Origin of the sequence: Arthrobacter sp. Y81 (genome assembly GCF_002929335.1) — a bacterium.
Lineage (GTDB): Bacteria > Actinomycetota > Actinomycetes > Actinomycetales > Micrococcaceae > Arthrobacter.
This window is the reverse complement of record NZ_PJIL01000037.1, coordinates 1-17,976: the sequence shown is the minus strand read 5'-3', so window position 1 is coordinate 17,976 and position 17,976 is coordinate 1. Positions and strand designations below refer to the sequence as shown.

At 66.6% G+C, this 17,976-nt stretch carries 13 protein-coding genes and 1 pseudogene; 8 read left to right on the top strand and 6 right to left on the bottom strand.

Annotated elements, in window-relative coordinates; translation table 11 throughout:
• Nucleotides 1–78: 78 nt before the first annotated feature.
• The 3 genes from CXQ91_RS23860 to CXQ91_RS23850 form a co-directional block, all read right to left on the bottom strand.
• Nucleotides 79–1,362, bottom strand: a complete 1,284-nt coding sequence (locus CXQ91_RS23860; RefSeq protein WP_104176330.1) for a DUF4192 family protein — start codon at nucleotides 1,360–1,362, stop codon at nucleotides 79–81.
• Between the two features lie 71 nt (nucleotides 1,363–1,433).
• The gene (locus CXQ91_RS23855; RefSeq protein ID WP_104176329.1) at nucleotides 1,434–2,765 is read right to left on the bottom strand and encodes a nitrate/nitrite transporter; all 1,332 of its coding nucleotides are present in this window, start codon (nucleotides 2,763–2,765) and stop codon (nucleotides 1,434–1,436) included.
• A 34-nt stretch (nucleotides 2,766–2,799) separates the two neighbouring features.
• Nucleotides 2,800–3,738: a proteasome assembly chaperone family protein gene (locus CXQ91_RS23850; protein WP_104176328.1), complete on the bottom strand. Its 939-nt coding sequence runs from the start codon at nucleotides 3,736–3,738 to the stop codon at nucleotides 2,800–2,802.
• Between the two features lie 357 nt (nucleotides 3,739–4,095).
• Here CXQ91_RS23850 and CXQ91_RS23845 point away from each other — a divergent pair, with 357 nt between their 5' ends.
• The 4 genes from CXQ91_RS23845 to CXQ91_RS23830 all read left to right on the top strand — a co-directional run bounded on the left by CXQ91_RS23845 (nucleotide 4,096) and on the right by CXQ91_RS23830 (nucleotide 9,627).
• Nucleotides 4,096–5,622, top strand: a complete 1,527-nt coding sequence (locus CXQ91_RS23845) for a leucyl aminopeptidase (protein ID WP_104176327.1) — start codon at nucleotides 4,096–4,098, stop codon at nucleotides 5,620–5,622.
• 251 nt (nucleotides 5,623–5,873) lie between these two features.
• The gene (gene lpdA, locus CXQ91_RS23840; RefSeq protein ID WP_104176326.1) at nucleotides 5,874–7,256 is read left to right on the top strand and encodes a dihydrolipoyl dehydrogenase; all 1,383 of its coding nucleotides are present in this window, start codon (nucleotides 5,874–5,876) and stop codon (nucleotides 7,254–7,256) included.
• Between the two features lie 126 nt (nucleotides 7,257–7,382).
• Nucleotides 7,383–9,128, top strand: a complete 1,746-nt coding sequence (gene sucB / locus CXQ91_RS23835) for a 2-oxoglutarate dehydrogenase, E2 component, dihydrolipoamide succinyltransferase (RefSeq protein WP_104176325.1) — start codon at nucleotides 7,383–7,385, stop codon at nucleotides 9,126–9,128.
• 148 nt (nucleotides 9,129–9,276) lie between these two features.
• Nucleotides 9,277–9,627: a hypothetical protein gene (locus CXQ91_RS23830; protein ID WP_104176324.1), complete on the top strand. Its 351-nt coding sequence runs from the start codon at nucleotides 9,277–9,279 to the stop codon at nucleotides 9,625–9,627.
• Between the two features lie 108 nt (nucleotides 9,628–9,735).
• Here the strand turns inward: CXQ91_RS23830 and CXQ91_RS23825 are convergent, their stop codons facing one another.
• Nucleotides 9,736–10,125, bottom strand: a complete 390-nt coding sequence (locus tag CXQ91_RS23825; RefSeq protein ID WP_104176332.1) for a VOC family protein — start codon at nucleotides 10,123–10,125, stop codon at nucleotides 9,736–9,738.
• A gap of 132 nt (nucleotides 10,126–10,257) precedes the next feature.
• On the opposite strand from CXQ91_RS23825, the gene CXQ91_RS23820 reads away from it, so the two are divergent.
• Nucleotides 10,258–10,689: an OsmC family protein gene (locus tag CXQ91_RS23820; RefSeq protein ID WP_104176323.1), complete on the top strand. Its 432-nt coding sequence runs from the start codon at nucleotides 10,258–10,260 to the stop codon at nucleotides 10,687–10,689.
• A 108-nt stretch (nucleotides 10,690–10,797) separates the two neighbouring features.
• On the opposite strand, the gene CXQ91_RS23815 is transcribed toward CXQ91_RS23820, so the two are convergent.
• Complete coding sequence (locus CXQ91_RS23815) at nucleotides 10,798–14,379, bottom strand: S41 family peptidase (RefSeq protein WP_104176331.1); 3,582 nt, start codon at nucleotides 14,377–14,379, stop codon at nucleotides 10,798–10,800.
• Between the two features lie 73 nt (nucleotides 14,380–14,452).
• On the opposite strand from CXQ91_RS23815, the gene CXQ91_RS23810 reads away from it, so the two are divergent.
• Entirely contained in the window at nucleotides 14,453–15,352 is a 900-nt protein-coding gene (locus CXQ91_RS23810; RefSeq protein ID WP_104176322.1) for a TIGR01777 family oxidoreductase, read from the top strand.
• A gap of 5 nt (nucleotides 15,353–15,357) precedes the next feature.
• Here CXQ91_RS23810 and CXQ91_RS23805 read toward each other — a convergent pair whose 3' ends face one another.
• Entirely contained in the window at nucleotides 15,358–17,037 is a 1,680-nt protein-coding gene (locus tag CXQ91_RS23805; protein ID WP_104176321.1) for a serine/threonine-protein kinase, read from the bottom strand.
• 131 nt (nucleotides 17,038–17,168) lie between these two features.
• Between CXQ91_RS23805 and lipB the strand changes: the two genes are divergently transcribed.
• On the top strand, nucleotides 17,169–17,837 hold the full coding sequence (gene lipB / locus CXQ91_RS23800; RefSeq protein WP_104176320.1) for a lipoyl(octanoyl) transferase LipB: 669 nt from the start codon (nucleotides 17,169–17,171) through the stop codon (nucleotides 17,835–17,837).
• Nucleotides 17,834–17,976: pseudogene (locus tag CXQ91_RS25580) on the top strand (lipoyl synthase); the annotation flags it as partial. The gene lipB and the pseudogene CXQ91_RS25580, both read left to right, overlap by 4 nt.

The following is a 17,976-nucleotide window of genomic DNA, read 5'->3' as shown; positions in this document are numbered from 1 at the left end:
CAATCATCACCGAGGCCACACCTCACTCAAAGGTCAGCCACCGGCCAGCCGCGTCACTAACCTCTCAGGTCAATACACCTAGGCCGCATCCGGTTCGAACTTCTGCCAGGCCGCGTCTCGGCGCCCGGCCCAGCCGCACAGCGTCCCGCGGCTGACCAGTTCCGCGAGGAGCTCAGCCAGCCGGTAACCGGGATACGCACCGACGGCCTGATCCAACAGCGCGTGTGCGAACGAGCCCCTGCCGCGGCACCACTCGATCCAGCCCCGTCCCGTCAGCGATGCCGCGCCGCCCTCTCCCCCGCCGGCCGTACCGAGCTGCAGCAAGACACCCTCCAAGGCCCTCATCCGGTCCCAGCGGGGCGACCGCGGCGCCAGCCCCAGCAGCACATCCCCGTACGCGGGAACAGGGCAGGCAGCATCGTCCGCCGGACCGGCCGACGGCAGGCGCTCCAGTGGCGGTCCCTCCGGCAGCTTCCGCTCAGGCGGTTCAAACGGTGGCGGGATTACGTTCTTGCCGGCGTCGGGATCGAACATCCCGAAGTCCTCGGCTCCCTGCTCCGCGGCCTGACGGCCTGCCGCACTCATCACCAGCACGGCGTCCCGCCAATGGGGGATGCACAGGGAAGCCCGCAGATACCCGGCCAGCTCGGCCGGAAGGCCGGTTCCCGCATCCGCCGCCAGCACTCGCTCCCAGGTGTCCAGAATGGTCGCGAATTGGGAGCGGCTCCCCCGGCGCGCAGCAAACTCCCCGGCCCAACGTTGTTCGGCGTCCATCACGGACAGGTCGGCGGCTACGTCCGAGGGCAGGACACCCGCTGCACCTGCAGGATCCTCGCCCACGCTGCTGCCGCGGAACACCATCTCGGCATTGAGCCGGCTGTCCCTGATCTCATCCACGGAACGGCCCGGAAACGGACAGCAGGACGGATCAAGGCAGTACGCGTTCCGCCAGAAGGCCTCGCCGACGTACCAGGCGTCACGGACCGGCCGGCCGGAGGATTCCAGTTCGACCTCGAGGGCGGCCAGCAGGCTCCCCAGAGTCCCCGGCACCGGCGCACCGGCGGGGACACCCCGGGAATCAGGACCCGCACGGCCAGCCCATCCCTCGTCGCTGAAGAGCACCAGGAGGGTGCCGTCGGCGTCATGGTCCGCTTCCAGGTAGTCCCTGACCGTGCGCGAAAACCGCCGCAGCCCGGAATCGGAGTCGTGGCCTGGCAGGTCGACGCGGAGGGTGGCCCCCAGCCGTTTGCCTTGCATGGTCATGGCCACCAGGCTGTTGGCCGGCCAGTAGCCAAGGGAGTGCGGAATGAAGCCCAGGATGTCCTCGGGGCCGGTGATGGTCAGTCGTTCTGGAGGTGTCATGCATCCAGACTGAATCCCCTGGCGGCCCGCCGGCAGTGTTCACTTTGCCTATGTGGACAAAGGGCAGGGACCTACTCCGCGCGACGGCGTTCCAGGTTGCGGCGGCGCTGCTGCGCGAGGGCTTTGAGCAGGGGCGGCACCACAACGCCCTGGGCGGCCATCTGGCGGCGGACCTTCCGGCGGGTGATGATGATCGCCCCCGCGCCGATGCCGATCAGGACGAACTGGACGCTCAGGGCAATCCGGAACGGATCGAGGCCGTACAGCTCACCGCGGGAGAAGCCGCTGGCGTGGAGGACGTCAAGCACTACGCCGACGAGGTAGATGGCCACCAGTGCCGCAATGAACCCGCCGACGTTGACGATTCCGGTGGCGGTTCCGATCCGGTGGGCCGGATTGAAGGTGCGGGCGAAGTCGAAGCCGATCATCGAGCCCGGACCGCCGATGGCCAGAACGACCACCAGCCCGGCGAGCATCCAGAGCGGCGAGCGGCCCGGCACCAGCAGCACGGCTGCCCAGGCTGCCGCGGTGGTGGCGGCAATCAGGAGCACCATGGTGGATCGCCGCAGCGGATGCCGGGAGACGAACCTGCCAATCAGCGGTCCTGCCGCGATGGCGGCGGCGACGTATATGGCCATCAGCCCGGACACGGTGCCTGTATCGAGGCCTTGCGCGGAGATCAGGAACGGGTAGCCCCAGGTCATGGCAAACACCGTGCCGCTGAACTGGATGGTGAAGTGGCTCCACAGCCCCAGCCGCGTGCCCGGTTGCCGCCAGGCGCTGGAAAGGGAGATGCCGGTGGCCTTCAGCCCCTGGCCTGGTGCCGGGCGCGGGTGTCCGGGCGGCTGGTCCTTCAGCGCGGCCAGTACCAGGACAACAGCGAGCCCGGACATCGCCGCGAGGGTCAGGAACGCGGGGGTCCATCCGGCGGAGTGGAGGATCATCGCGAACGGGACCACGCTGAAGAGCTGCCCGAGCTGGCCCGACATTCCGGTCAGCTGCGTGATGAGCGGTACCCTGGCCGGGGCGAACCACAGGGGTATCAGCCGGATCACGGAAATGAACGTCATGGCGTCCCCGGCACCCACCAGTACGCGGCCGAGCACGCCGCCGGGAATGTTGTCCGCGAAGGCGAGCTGAAGCTGGCCAAGGCCCATCAGGACGGCTCCGCCGGCGATCATGGTCCGCGATCCCAGGCGGTCAACGAGCACCCCTACCGGGATCTGCAGGCCTGCGTAGACGAGGAGCTGCAGCACGGTGAAGAAGGAGATCTCCGCTGCGGTGGCGTGGAACCGTTCCGTCGCCTCGAGGCCCACGACGCCAAACGAAGTGCGCTGGCTGACGGCAACGAGGTACGCGAATATCCCGACGGTCCAGATGAGCCAGGCGCGGGGTGCAGTCACCTACCCATTATGCCTGCGGCCGGAAAAATAGGATTTATTGTCCGGGTTCTTTACGGGCGAGGTAGGCTTCCACCGCTGCTCCGAGCGCGTCAGCGTTGGGAAGTTCATCGTTTTCATCTGCGAGCAGCGAACGGCGCACCGTCCCCTCCGCCTTCTCGTCGTAGCGGGTCTCCAGGCGGGACACCACCTGCTGCACGTCCTCGGATGCATTAAGCTGCTCGGCGATCTGGCGCCCCACCTCCCGGCCGGCCTCACGCAGGCGGTCGGTGGGCAGCATCAGCGAGGTGGCTGCCCCCAGGTACTCCAGGCCGGCCACGGCGGCGTTGGGGTATTCGGCTTCGGCCAGGTAATGCGGGACGTGGATGACGTACCCGACAATATTACGGCCGGCTTCGGTGAGACGCAGTTCAAGAATGTGGCCCACGGCCGCGGGAACTTCCACCGTGGGTTTCCAGACGGAAATTCCCTCGATGAGCTCAGGGCGGTTGCCGTGAACGGTAACCCCCACCGGTCGGGTGTGGGGTACCGGCATCGGGATGGAGTGGATCCACGTCACCAGGTTCACGTCCAGGTGCTCGACGATCCGGACCACGGCGCGGACGAACCGTTCCCACTGGAGGTCGGGTTCGAAGCCGGCCAGGAAGAGGTACGGACTCCCCAGCCCGTCGACGAGCCGGTAGAGGGCCAGCTTGGGGGCCTGGTAATCCTGGAGGTGGTCCTCGACGAACGTGACGTGCGGACGGCGCGTACGGTAGTCGATCAGCTGGTCGGCGTCGAAGACGGCGACCGGCTCCGAATCGAGGGTGTCCAGCAGCTCGGTGGTGATCTGCTTGACCACGTGGCCGGCGTCAGCGAATCCCGTGAAGCCCATCACCAGATTGAGCCCGCGAAGTGACGGGCTGTCGAACAGCTCGGCGTTGCTCACATAGAGAGCGTCGGGGTCCAGCAGGGAGCCGGAAATCCGTTCAAGCACGGCATGTTCCTTTCGAAGTGGCGGCGGGGGCGGGGTGCGTCAGCACCGTAGGGGCGGCAACCCGATAAGCAGATTCAGTGGCACGTGCGCCAAGGCCTCCGCGCAGATCCGCCGGATATTTCTTACAACGCACCGGCCGCCCGAAGCATTCCGCACCGAGCCGTTCCACCGGCGGTGTGTTGCAGGTCTCATGAGATTCAGCGCGGCCCGGGCGGAGAGACTACGATCGGAACTGGCCCTACGGACGGCCTTGCAGACACCGGGTTGCGTCTCAAGCCGACGACGGCCGGTTCCCATGGCGGGGCGCCCAACATGCGCTTCCTGCCGAAAATCACAGAGAATTGAGGACTGATCCTCGTGGTCAAGAATACTGAAATCAAACTTAGCGTCATTGCGCGTGACGTTAAGAAGTCGCCGACGGACGCTCTGGTCATTGGAGTGGCACAGGGGCCCGACGGTCCCGTGCTGCTGGACAACCCGCTGACGGCCAAGTCCGCCGAGGCCATCGCGGAGTCCCTGAAGGTTCTTGGCCTCACCGGCGCGGCCGACCAGGTCCACAGGCTCCCGGGCCTCCCCGAAGCCGGCGCAGCCGTCCTGGTACTGGCTGGAGTCGGCAAGCCGGGTCCCGAACGCAAGCTCTCGGAGGAGGCGCTGCGACGTGCGGCGGGCTCCGCAGTCCGCCAGCTTGCCGGCCTCACCACCGTGACGCTGGCGCTTCCGACGGCGTCACTCGCCGACGTAGCGGCCATCGCCGAAGGCGCCGCCATGGGTTCCTACTCCTTCACCGAGTACCGCTCCTCCGCCAACGGCCGCAAGGATCCGGTGCAGAATGTGGTGATTTCCACGGACTTCGCTGGAAACAAGGACCTGCAGCCCCTGCTGAACCGTGCCGCCCTGATCGGGAAGGCCGTCAACGCCACCCGCTCGCTGGTGAACCAGCCGCCCAGCCACCTGTTCCCCGAGTCCTTTGCCGATGCCGCCAAGGAACTCTCCAAGGGCTTGCCGGTCAAGGTGACCGTGTGGGACGAGAAGCGCCTCGAAAAGGAGGGCTTCGGCGGGATCATGGGCGTTGGCAAGGGATCCACCAGGCAGCCGCGCCTGGTCAAGGTGGAGTACGCGCCGTCCAAGGCCACCGCCAAGATCGCCCTCGTCGGCAAGGGCATCACCTTTGACACCGGCGGCATCTCCATTAAGCCCGCCCTCGGCATGGGCGACATGAAGAGCGACATGGCGGGCGCCGCCGTCGTGCTTAACACCGTGCTGGCGATCGCAGGCCTCGGCCTGCCCGTAAAAGCCACCGCGTGGCTCTGCATTGCCGAAAACATGCCCTCCGGTGCCGCGCAGCGCCCGGCGGACGTCCTCACCATGTTCGGCGGCAAGACCGTCGAGGTCCTTAATACGGATGCCGAAGGCCGCCTGGTCATGGCGGACGGCATCGTGGCCGCCAGCCAGGAGTACCCGGACGCCATCATCGACGTCGCCACCCTGACCGGCGCGCAGCTGATCGCCCTGGGCAACCGGACCGCCGGAGTTATGGGTTCGGACAGCGTCACCGGCCCGCTGAAGGCTGCGGCTGACCGCGCCGGCGAGCTGGTGTGGCCGATGCCTCTGCCGGACGAGCTCCGCGCCAGCCTCGATTCCGAGGTGGCGGACCTCGCCAACATCGGTGAGCGCCACGGCGGCATGATGACCGCCGCAGTGTTCCTGCGTGAATTCGTCGGCAAGGGCAAGGACGGCGAGCAGATTCCGTGGGCCCACATCGACATCGCGGGCCCGTCGTTTAATAACGGCGGCCCCTACGGCTACACCCCCAAGCAGGGCACGGGCTGCACTGTCCGCACCCTCGTGGCATATGTCGAAGACGTCCTGGCGGCTTCCGCCTAAGCGTCTGCATGTGTCATACGCGGCTTTGTGGCCGGGTCCATGATCCGTCGGCCACAAAGCCGCGTGACACTCGACACAAGCGCTCCACAAACGCCGTGACAAGGTGGAGCATGGATAAGTGGTTCGCTAAGGTGAACTGCGGTAGTCACAAATGCAAGAGAACCGGCCTGCTGACATAATCACGGCAGAGCAAGTTCCAAGACCAGATGATGCGTACTCTCGTGTCATCGTTCACGCGAGGGAGCGTATAAGTGGCCGATCAGGCAACTGCGCAAGAATTCGACATCCTGGTACTCGGCGGCGGCAGCGGCGGTTACGCCACAGCCCTCCGCGCTGTTCAGCTTGGCCTCACCGTAGGCCTCGTGGAGAAGGGGAAACTCGGGGGCACCTGCCTGCACAATGGCTGCATCCCCACCAAGGCACTCCTGCACTCCGCCGAGCTCGCCGACCACGCCCGCGACTCCGCGAAGTACGGCGTCAACGTCACCCTGGACAGCATCGACATGAGCGCTGTCAACGCCTACAAAGACGGCATCGTCGCCGGCAAGTTCAAGGGCCTGCAGGGCCTGATCAAGTCCAAGGGCATCACCGTCATCGAAGGTGAAGGCAAGCTGCAGGGCACCGACACCGTCGTCGTGAACGGCACTGCCTACAAGGGCAAGAACATCGTCCTCGCCACGGGCTCGTACTCACGCACGCTGCCGGGACTGGAAATCGGCGGCAAGGTCATCACCTCCGACGAAGCACTGACCATGGACTACATCCCCAAGAGCGCGATCATCCTGGGCGGCGGCGTCATCGGCGTCGAGTTCGCCTCGGTCTGGAAGTCCTTCGGCGTGGACGTCACCATCGTTGAAGGCCTGCCCTCGCTGGTCCCCAACGAGGACGCCGCGATCGTCAAGAACTTCGAGCGCGCGTTCAAGAAGCGCGGCATCAAGTTCTCCACCGGAGTCTTCTTCCAGGGCGTTGAGCAGAGCAACGACGGCGTCAAGGTCACCCTCGTCGACGGCAAGACCTTCGAAGCCGAACTGCTCCTCGTGGCCGTCGGCCGCGGACCGGTAACCGCCAACCTTGGCTACGAAGACGCCGGCATCACCATCGACCGCGGCTTCGTCATCACCAACGAGCGCCTGCACACCGGCGTCGGCAACGTCTACGCCGTGGGCGACATCGTCCCGGGCGTCCAGCTGGCCCACCGCGGCTACCAGCAGGGCATTTTCGTGGCCGAGGAAATCGCCGGCCTGAAGCCCGTCATCGTTGAAGACGTCAACATCCCCAAGGTCACCTACTCCGAGCCCGAAATCGCCACTGTGGGCTACACGGAGAAGGGCGCCAAGGAAAAGTTCGGTGACGACCAGGTGGAAATCCAGGAGTACAACCTCGCCGGCAACGGCAAGAGCTCCATCCTCGGCACCGGCGGCCTGGTCAAGCTGGTCCGCCAGAAGGACGGCCCGGTCGTCGGCGTCCACATGATCGGCTCCCGCATGGGTGAGCAGATCGGCGAAGCCCAGCTGATCGTGAACTGGGAAGCTTACCCGGAGGACGTGGCACAGCTGCTGCACGCCCACCCGACCCAGAACGAGGCCCTCGGCGAGGCCCACCTTGCCCTCGCGGGCAAAGCCCTCCACGGGTAGTAATACCGCCCGCACCACCGCAAGAACACTGAGCTTAGTGCACCCGGCATGATCCGCAGGGTGCACTAAGCTCGAACAAGGCAGCAATCATCCGCACTAAAGATCAATAAGGAGAACGGGGACGACATGTCTGAATCCGTTAACTTGCCCGCCCTCGGTGAGAGTGTCACCGAAGGAACCGTCACCCGCTGGCTCAAGCAGGTAGGTGACCGGGTAGAGGTAGACGAGCCGCTGCTCGAGGTTTCCACCGACAAAGTAGACACCGAAATCCCCTCTCCGATTGCTGGCGTGATTGAGGAAATCCTCGTCGCCGAAGATGAGACCGCCGAAGTCGGCGCCCCGCTCGTCCGCATTGGTGACGGCTCCGGTTCGGCCGGTGCTTCCGAAGAAGCAGCTCCCGCAGAGCAGGCGCCAGCCGAAGAAGCACCCGCCGCTGAAGAAGCGCCCTCCACCGAGGCTCCTGCAGCTGCCGAGGCCCCGGCCGCGGAAGCCGCTCCGGCCGCCTCCGGCGAGAGCCACGAAGTTACCCTGCCGGCCCTCGGCGAATCCGTCACCGAAGGCACCGTGACCCGCTGGCTGAAGGCCGTCGGCGACACCGTCGAGGTTGACGAGCCCCTCCTCGAGGTATCCACCGACAAGGTGGACACCGAGATCCCGTCGCCGGTTGCCGGCACGCTGCAGGAGATCCGCGTCAACGAGGACGAGACCGCCGAAGTTGGTTCCGTTCTTGCTGTTATCGGCTCCGGCGCAGCCGCGCCCGCTGCTGCACCCGCCGCACCGGCTCCGAAGCAGGAGGCTCCCGCCGCCGAGGCTCCGAAGCAGGAAGCTCCGGCAGCCGAGGCCAAGGCCGAAGCACCCGCAGCTCCCCAGCAGGAAGCCGCGGCCGCACCGGCTCCGGCACAGGCAGCCGCAGCGGCACCTGCCGCAGAAGCAGCACCGGCCGAGTCCGGCTACGTCACTCCCCTGGTGCGCAAGCTCGCCAACCAGCAGGGCGTGGACATCTCCTCCCTGACCGGCACCGGCGTGGGCGGTCGCATCCGCAAGCAGGACGTGATTGCTGCGGCCGAGGCCAAGGCAGCTCCGGCTCCTGCCGCCGCGGCACCGGCATCCTCCGCAACGGCTGCCCCGGTTTCCGCCGCGGCCTCGTCGCTGCGCGGCACCGTGCAGAAGGCACCGCGCATCCGCCAGGTCATTGCCCGCCGCATGCGCGAGTCCCTGGACATCTCCACCCAGCTGACGCAGGTCCACGAAGTGGACATGACCAAGATTGCCAAGCTGCGCCTCAAGGCAAAGAACTCCTTCCAGGCACAGAACGGCGTGAAGCTGACCTTCCTGCCGTTCATCGCCAAGGCGGTAGCCGAGGCGCTGAAGCAGCACCCGAAGGTGAACGCTGCCTACGACGAAGACAAGCAGGAAATCACCTACCACAACGCCGAGCACCTGGCCATTGCCGTGGACACGGACAAGGGCCTCCTGGTTCCGGTCATCTCCGATGCCGGCAGCCTGAACCTTGCCGGCCTGGCCGGCAAGATCGCCGACGTCGCAGGCCGCACCCGCGACGGCAAGATCGGCCCGGACGAGCTGTCCGGCGGAACGTTCAGCATTACCAACATCGGTTCTGTCGGCGCACTGTTCGACACCCCGATCATCAACCAGCCGCAGGTCGGCATCCTCGGCACCGGCGCGATCGTCAAGCGCCCCGTGGTGGTGGCCGATGAGAACGGTGACGACTCGATCGCTATCCGCTCCATGATGTACCTGTCCCTGACGTACGACCACCGCCTGGTGGACGGCGCTGATGCGGGCCGCTTCCTGCAGACCCTGAAGGCCCGCCTTGAAGAAGGTGCCTTCGAGGCGGATCTGGGGCTGTAAGCCTTAGCGTCAAACAACGGCGGCGGTTCAGGCCCGGTGGGAAACCACCGGATGGCCTGCACCGCCGCCTTTTTGGTTACCGAATCGTCGCCAAAGCTTCCCGCGGGGCTTACTACGAAGCGTAGAACCCTCTGGCTAGACTGGCCCCATGGACATCGTTTATAACATCATGGTCTTCCTCCACATCGTCGGCGCAGCGATGATTGTCGGCATCTGGATCGGCAACATGAAAAAGCCCACGGTGCACCCCCGCCAGTTCGACGGCGCCGCCCTGCAGCTCATCACCGGCATCGTGATGATGGGGCTCATTCCGGCCCTGGACATGGACGCGAACTACTTCAAGCTCGGCATCAAGTTCGCCATTGCACTGGCTGTCGGCGTGCTGGCCTTCATCGGCCGCCGCAAGTACAAGAAGGATGAGCCGATCAGCAAGGGCCTGGCCCACAGCGTGGGCGGCCTGGCGCTGCTGAACGTGGCTATCGCCACTCTCTGGCAGTAACTGCTTCAACGACCCCGGCGACCAACGACGACGGCGACGCTCCCGGCCAGGGGGCGTCGCCGTCGTCGTTCCCGCCTCTCGACTGCGGGCTGGTCAGTCCCGGGCTGGTCAGTCCCGGGCGATGCAGAATTCGTTGCCTTCGGGATCATGCATTACGTCCCAGTGGAAGTCGCCGATGTCATGTCCTTCCACAAAGACCGCGCCCAACGATTCAGCGTGGGCGCGCAGGCCGTCCGGATCGGGGCCGTGGACATCAAGGTGCAGCCGCCGCCGTCCCGGTGTGGCATCAGGGACCTCCTGGAAGGCCAGCTGCGGTGCACCCGGCGATGCCGGCTTCAGCCAGACGAACTGGTCAAAGCGTGCAGAAACGGTGGTGCCGAGCAGCGCCGCCCAGAATGTGGCCAGCTCTTCGGCGTTCCCCGCGTTGACCATGATGGCGGCGATCCGCGCCTGCGGTGAAATGTCAGCGGCCTGGTTCCTGCGGCGTTGGGTTCCCATGGCGCCAGTGTAGACGGTCATAATCCTCTGACAGCGGACAGCCCGTGCGCTGCGGGTCCTGAATCCATAGGATTGATCCGGAAGGTTTGGGCGGAAGCCCCGACCGGATCAAATCTAAGCTGAGGAGTGGATATGGCAGCAACACGCACCGCGCACACCGTATGGAACGGCGACCTGTTCGAGGGGTCCGGCAACACCACGCTGGACAGCTCCGGACTGGGCACCTATGAGGTCACTTGGCGTGCCCGCGCAGAACAGTCGGAAGGTAAGACCAGCCCCGAAGAGCTGATCGCCGCAGCCCACTCGGCCTGCTTCTCCATGGCGTTCAGCCTCGCGCTCAGCCAGGCCGGCTTCACCGTTGACGAGGTCCACACCAAGGCCGATGTCACCTTCGTGCCGGGCACCGGCATCACCGGCAGCCACCTGACCGTGAGCGCCAAGATCCCGGGTATTTCCGAAGAGGACTTCCAGAAGATCGCCGCGGAAGCCAAGGTCGGCTGCCCTGTTTCCGGCGCACTGGCCAGCATCGACATCACCATGGAAGCCACACTCGCAGCTTCCTAGGCTTCAGCCGTGCGGCCGCTCCGGCAGCCGCACGGCAAAGGCCCCGTTTCCTGCCCTGATGATCAGGGCAGGAAACGGGGCCTTTGTGTGTCCCGGCCGGCGGCCGGCTTAGCCCTGCTTGGTGCGGGCGGGCAGGGGCGCCGGGAGCAGCCGCCGGTAGCCTTCACGCAGCGGCGGACGGTCCGTGGGAAGTTCCTGGATCATTTCCTTCAGGGCACCGATGCCGTATTCCAGCTGGGGGTCCGTGCCTGCGGCGTAGGCATGCGGCGGGAACGTCACCTCAATATCCGGGGTCACGCCGAAGTTCTCAACACCCCAGCCCACTCCCCCGCTGAACCAGGTGGCGTAGCGCGGCTGCGTCACTCCGGTTCCGTCCGCGAGGGAGAAACGGTTATCGATGCCCACCACGCCGCCCCAGGTACGGGTGCCGATGACCGGACCGATGCCGCGGAGCTTGGACACCTGGGTGATGATGTCCCCGTCCGAACCGGCAAACTCGTCCGTCAGGATCACCACCGGCCCGCGCGGTGCGTGGTGCGGGTAGGTCCGGGGCTTTTCGCCGCGCGGCATGCTCCATCCCGTCACCTTGCGGCCGATGAGCTCGGCGACAAGCTGGGATGTGTGGCCGCCGCGGTTGCGCCGGACGTCCACGATCAGTCCGTCCAGGGCGGTCTCGGTGTCAAGGTCGCGGTGCAGCTGCGCCCAGCCGTTTGCCATCATGTCCGGGATATGGAGGTAGCCGTAGGTTCCGCCGGACGCTTCACGCACCGTCCGCCGGTTGCCGGCAACCCACTCCTGGTAGCGGAGCCGCTCCTCGTCCTTGACCGGCACCACGGCAATGCGGCGCTGCTCGCCTGCCGCCTCGCCGTGGGCTGCGCCGTTGCGGAGGGTCAGCTCCACGGCCCTTCCCGCCGCACCGACGAGCTGCATGGCGGGAGTCAGTGTTTCGGACAGTTCCACCCCGTCGATGGCGAGCAGGATGTCCCCGGCCTTGGCGTCCGCTCCCGGCCGCGTCAACGGAGAGGTTGCGAGCGGATCCGAAGACTCGCCCGCCAGGATGCGGGTGATTTCCCAGCCCGCCCCGGTGAAAGCCAGGTCCGCGCCCAGGCGGCCCTGCCCGTTGCTGCCGTTTTCAGTGACAGCCACCGGACGAACATAGGCGTGGGATGTCCCCAGTTCGCCGTGCAGTTCCCACAACAGGTCCACGAGGTCGTCATGCGACCCCAGCCGGTCCACGAGGGGACGGTAACGGCGGTGCACTGACTCCCAGTCCTGTCCGGCCATGTCCTCGGTCCAGAAGAAGTCACGCTGGAGCCGCCAGGCTTCGTCAAACGCCTGGCCCCACACGCTCAGCGGATGCATGAGCACACGGATGCGGCTGACATCAACCTTCACCAAATGGCCGGAGTCCTCGTCGGCCTTGGCGTCGGCAGGAGCCACCCGGATCTGCTTGTCCTGCAGGAAGACCACCTTCCTGCCGTCACCGGACACCCGGTAGCTGTCAAGGGCGTCCACGATGGTGGCCGCTTTGCGCTTGGCCATGTCAAAACGCACCAGTCCCGGTGCGGCGTCCTTGTCGTCCGTCGTGGCCCGGCCGTCGCCGGTGACGCCGGCGAGTGCATTGTCCAGCCAGAGCAAAGCGCCGGGCGTAGCCTCGAGGGCCGAATAGTTGCCCTGCGGGACCGGAACTCCGATCACGCGGTGGGCCAGTCCTTCAGCATCCACCCGGACAGCAGGCACGCCGTCACCAGCTCCGCCGGCCTGGTTTCCATCGGCACCCGGGCCGGTTTCACCGTCCGGTCCGTCCACAAGGTCCACCGAGGGGCCAAACGGCGACGGCGTGTCGGCAGCGAGCGCCACCAAGTAGGGCTTGATGGGGCTGGGGAAGGACAGATCAAAGGAGTGTCCGTCGTAGACGGGGTCAAAACTGCGGTTCGAGAGGAACGCGATGAATTTGCCGTCAGGGGTAAAGGACGGCGAGGCGTCGCGGAAGCGTCCGTCCGTGACGTCCACGACCTTGAACTCGGGATCGTCCACCCGGACGATCCGGAGCCGGCTGCGTGAGCCAAAGGAAGTGACCGGCTCTGACCACCCGAGCCAGGCCGAGTCCGGCGACCAGCACAGGCCGTCGATCGTGCCCTCGCCGATGCTGGTGACGAGCTTGATGCTCCCGGTCCGGGTGTCGGCCAGATAGACATCGCCAAAGGAGGTCCCCACGGCCAGGGTGCGGCCATCCGGGCTGGCCTCCATGGCACTCGCCCGGGTGGATTTGGGGAAATCGACCTTCTTGAGGCGCGCGGCCCCCGCGACGGCCCCGCCGCCTGCGGTGCGGGCCGCATCTGCCGGTGCTCCGCCCGCAACGTCTCCCGCGCCCTCGGCACCCTGTGCTACGGCAGTGTTTCCGTCGGCTGTGTTTCCGCCAGCTGTGTTTCCAACAGCGACGGGAACGGACTCGGGCGCAGAGTCTTCGCCCGCAGGCGACTCGACGCCCGGACGGTTCATCCCCGACGCCGGGACGGGCTTGGGCAGCGGCGTTCCCGGCTCCTCCCCGGCTGCTGCCGGCTGGGGCCGTGTGGCCGGCGCGGCCTGCGCACTCGCCACTTGCGGAGCGATTTCGTTGATGTACAGGGCCTCCACGCCGTCATGGTCGGCAACATAGGCAATGCGGCCCTCGCCCAGCGGCCTCGGCAGGCGGGCACGAACACCCGGTGTGGCCTCCACAACGCGGGACGGTCCGTCCTTGTGGCGGAGCCAGTGGATGGTGCCGTGCGCCTCCACGGCGCTGGAGGAACCGGTGTGGTCCGGAATGACAGCGCCAAGGTGACGGGCGGTCTTCAGGAGTGCCAGCCTCCGCCCCTGGGAGGCCGATCCCAGCGAAATGTCGAGCTTGACCGCGTCGGAACCCAGGTCGGGAAGCAGCCAGAGCTCGCCGGCGGATTCGAACACCACGCGCTTGCCGTCCGTGGCGGCGTGGCGCACATAGAAATCTTCGTGATCGGTGTGGCGGCGCAGCCCGCTGCCGTTGGGGAGCACCGAGTACAGGTTCCCGTAGCCTTCGTGGTCGGAAACGAAGGCCACCCTTCCGTCAACCCACATGGGATCCGCCAGGTTGCCGTCCAGTTCCGGGACGAGCCGTTCGAACTCGCCGTTGCCGTCGGCGTCGATCCAGAGCTTTCCGGCGGTTCCGCCGCGGTAGCGCTTCCACCAGGCAGGCTCGCGTGAGAGCACACTGGCCACCACCACGGGGCGCTCATCGCCGACCTCAGGGCCGAACGCCACCGACTCGACCGGTCCGAACGCCAGTTCCTCCGACCAGCCGCCTTCGAGCGGGACGCTGTAGGCATGCGTGTGGCGGCTTTCGGCCTGCCGGAACGCGCTGGTGACGAGGACGTCGCCCGCAGCGGTGAAGCCCTTGACCCGGGTCGAGCTGTGGCCGAAGTACGTCAGCTGCCGGTACCCGCCGCCCCCGACATCCGCGGTGACAACTTCCGGCGCCGTTCCTTGCACCACGGTCCATACCAGGCGCTTGCCGTCGGGCGTAAAGCGCGGGTTGCGGGCGGGCAGCTGAAGGGAGGAAACACGCCAGGCGCGGCCTCCGTCCAGGGGTGCAATCCAGACGTCGTCTTCGGCCACGAAGGTGACCAGATCGCCGTGCAGATGCGGGAAACGAAAGTAGCTCGAAGAGGTCATCGTTCGATCATAGTCAAAGTCGGCAGGCCGGTCGGGAGGTTCCGCGGCCGTGCCGGGCATGGTGAGATGGATCATGCGAATCATCATGGCCGGCGCCTCAGGCCTCATCGGAAGCGACCTGTCCGCCCATCTGCGCTCCGGTGGCCACGAAGTCATCCGGCTGGTGCGCAGGGCACCGGCAACGGCCGGCGAATTTCGATGGGATCCTGCGGCTGGGCAGCTTGATCCCGCCCATCTTGAAGGCGCGCACGCCGTCATCAACCTGTCCGGGGCCGGTATCGGCGACCGCCCATGGACCCGGCGACGCATTGATGAGCTGTTCCGCTCAAGGCTGGACCCGACCCGCACCCTGGCAGCGGCGATGGCGAAGCTGGAGCAGCCGCCGCAGGTCTTCATCAGCCAATCAGGTTCCAACTATTACGGTGACCGCGGTAGCGCCGTGCTTCGCGAGAACTCGCCGAACGGCAGCGGCATCATGGCACGGATCTGCCATGAGTGGGAAGCAGCCGCACACGGGGCCCCGGCAGGCGTCCGTGTTGTCACGCCCCGGACGGGGGTGGTCCTCAGCAGGTCCGGAGGCGCGCTGGGACGGCTGCTGCCTTTGCTCCGGCTGGGCGTCGGCGGCCCGTTGGGAAACGGCAGGCAATGCTGGCCCTGGATGACGCTGCCCGATGTGTCCTCCGCGTTCGGTTTCCTGTTGTCGGCACCGCTGGCCGGCCCGGTCAACCTTTGCGCCCCGGAAACCGCGGACGTCAATGCCCTGGTTGCCAGGCTTGCCGGCGCACTCCACCGGCCGGCCCTGTTCCGGGTTCCCGCTCCGGTTCTGCGTCTGGTCATGGGCAAACTGGCCGATGAACTCCTGCTGGGAAGCCAGCGCATGGAGCCCGCCATGCTGGCCGAGGCCGGATTCAAATGGCAGCATCCCTCGCTAGCCCAGGCAGCGGCCTGGGCCACCGGCCGGAACCAGGCGTAAGTCAACTAGCTCGCAGGCAGGATCTCCTGGATCCGCCAGCGCCCGCCGTAACTGATCAGGACCAGGCGTAGCCGCTGCTCCGAACCGGCGGCTTCCGCGGCCACGACACTTCCACCGGCATCGGTCTCCCGGTAGGCGGAGGTGACCGCCGTGATGGCGACGACGGCCCGCGAGCCGGAGCCGTCAGGCTCTGTCTCGGCACGCGTCAAGGTGGTGTCGAAGCCGGCCAGGACATGTCCGGAGTCACGGAGCCGTCCGCTGATCCTGGCATCGGCCGCGGCTGCCGGGGAATTCTCCAGATTGACCTCGTCGAGGAGCTCGAGTTTCCCTGAGCTGAATGCAGCAGATCTTAGCTGTGCCAGCCCCCGGGCCGCTTCTTCGGGCTTTTGCGACAGCGCCAGCTGCCTGGCATCCGTTTGCACCGGGTCGCCGGCGGTCCCCGGCAGTACATCTTGTGCCAGTCCCGGCGGCGCTTGCACCGAATCCGGGGCGGCTGCCTGCTGTGACCCGGCCAGGAACCACGCGGACGCGATCCCCGTGCAGGCAAGTGCTGCCACCGCAGCGCGGACCCACGGCCGTTTTCCCCCGGCATGCCGGCCCGGGGCGCGGCCTTTCCGTTTGACTGGACCGCCCGCAGCGCCCAGGCGGCGGCGCCAGGCGCGGAGCGTCGCTGCACGGCGGGCGGCGCGTGACGGCGGAAGGTTGCGGCGGGTCAGCAGCTCGGGCAACACCGTGGGGTGGACAGCACCGGCAAGGTCCACCGGGGCGGCGTCCGCGCTTCTATAGATGGCAGCCGCGAATTCCAAGGCCGTAGGCCGTTCCCGCCGGTCCTCCTTCAGGCCCGCTTCCAACGCGGCGGCCAGGGCGGCGGGCACATCCGGGACCACAAGGGACAGCGGCGGACGGCTTGGGCCGCGCTCAGGCGCCTTCCCGGTCAGGCAGTACCAGCCGAGGGCCGCAGCCGAGTAGACATCCCGTTCGGGCTGCAGCCCCGCCCTCAGGGCGTCCACCGGCGCCGGGTCCAGGAACCCATCAGTACCGGCAGGGAAGGGGGCCGCTGCGTCGCCCACCATGCGAGTGATGCCAAGGTCCGCCAGCAGGGGCTTGCCGTGGGCGGTGAACAACACGTTGCCTGGCGCGACATCAGAGTGCATGAAGCCCTTGCCGTGCAGGTACCCCAGGGCCTGGGCAATAGGCGTCAGGACCGTTACGGTCTCCCCCACGCCCAGCGGGCCACGGCAGTTGACGAGTTGGGCCAGGGATCCGCCTGCCGCGTAGTCCATGACCAGCCCCAGGCCGCCGTCGGCTGCCCCGCGGAGCCGGACCACCTGGTGCGCCTTCACCAGGTGATCATGATCCAGTGTGGAGAGAATCCTCAGTTCACGGCGTACGTTGTCCTCCCTGCCCCGCCGCACCATACCGGGATCACCGGCGTCGCGCACTGACGGTGACACGATTTCCGGCGGGTCGAAGCACTTCACCGCAAACTCACGGAGGGTCCGTTCCTCCCGGACAAGCCACACGCTGGCGCTTCCGCCGCGGCCGAGTTCCCGGCCCACCACATAACCGGGAACCTCCGGGGCCTCTCCTCGAGGCGGCCCGCCCGGCACATCGTGGGTCGCGGCCCCGTCAGGAGGTGCCGCATCGCCGTCGTACGTGCCGCCGTCGTGCTCGATTTTCTCCATACCCAAGGAATAGCGGAATCGGCAGAACCCCGCAGAAGTTATCCACAGGTACCCTCACCCTTCGGCGGTCCTCGGTGAGAGGTTGACCACAGAATCGGGTACCACGGCGGACGGGGTCTAAGCTGGATGCCATGACTCTTGAGTTTTCCACGCTGGGTCTTGCTCCGGATTTCGTTGATTACATGAAGGGCTGGGACATCCAGCGCGAACTCCATGACAAAGTCGTCGCAGCTGAGGCGCCCAGCACAGTCCTGCTCCTCGAGCACGCCGCCGTCTATACGGCCGGCAAGCTCACAGAAGACCACGAACGGCCGTTCGACGGAACACCCGTCGTGGCCGTGGACCGCGGCGGCAAGCTGACCTGGCACGGTCCCGGCCAGTTGATCGCCTATCCGATCCTCAAGCTTAAGAACCGGTCCGGCATCCGCGATTACGTGGAGCGGCTCGAAGCCGTCATGATCGCGGTCATGGCCGACTACGGCATCAACGCCGAGCGGATCAAGGGACGCGCCGGCGTGTGGATCAAGGCTGACAGCAAGGGACCGGACCGTAAGATTGCCGCGATCGGCATCCGGGTCCTGGACGGGGTCACAATGCACGGCGTCGCCATCAACTGCAACAATGATCTGGCACCGTATGCCCAGATCATTGCCTGCGGCATTACCGACGCCGGCGTCACCACGATGTCGATCGAAGCGGGCAGGAACATCGCCCCCGGCGATATCGCGGACCGGTTCGTGGAAGAATTCCGCAAGCACGAAGAAGCACTCGTTTCAATCCCCGAAGGAGCTCTACTGTGACACTGGCACCAGAAGGCCGGAAGATGCTGCGCATTGAGCAGCGAAATGCGGCCACTCCGGTGGAACGTAAGCCGGATTGGATCAAAGCCAAGGTCCAGATGGGCCCGGAGTTCGTCCAGCTCAAGAACCTGGTCAAGAA

Coding starts and splice junctions, on each gene's coding strand:
- CXQ91_RS23860 (WP_104176330.1), bottom strand. CDS start 1,362: ATGACACCTCCAGAACGACTGACCATCACCGGCCCCGAGGACATCCTG.
- sucB (WP_104176325.1), top strand. CDS start 7,383: ATGTCTGAATCCGTTAACTTGCCCGCCCTCGGTGAGAGTGTCACCGAA.
- CXQ91_RS23830 (WP_104176324.1), top strand. CDS start 9,277: ATGGACATCGTTTATAACATCATGGTCTTCCTCCACATCGTCGGCGCA.
- CXQ91_RS23825 (WP_104176332.1), bottom strand. CDS start 10,125: ATGGGAACCCAACGCCGCAGGAACCAGGCCGCTGACATTTCACCGCAG.
- CXQ91_RS23820 (WP_104176323.1), top strand. CDS start 10,258: ATGGCAGCAACACGCACCGCGCACACCGTATGGAACGGCGACCTGTTC.
- CXQ91_RS23815 (WP_104176331.1), bottom strand. CDS start 14,379: ATGACCTCTTCGAGCTACTTTCGTTTCCCGCATCTGCACGGCGATCTG.
- CXQ91_RS23810 (WP_104176322.1), top strand. CDS start 14,453: ATGCGAATCATCATGGCCGGCGCCTCAGGCCTCATCGGAAGCGACCTG.
- CXQ91_RS23805 (WP_104176321.1), bottom strand. CDS start 17,037: ATGGAGAAAATCGAGCACGACGGCGGCACGTACGACGGCGATGCGGCA.
- lipB (WP_104176320.1), top strand. CDS start 17,169: ATGACTCTTGAGTTTTCCACGCTGGGTCTTGCTCCGGATTTCGTTGAT.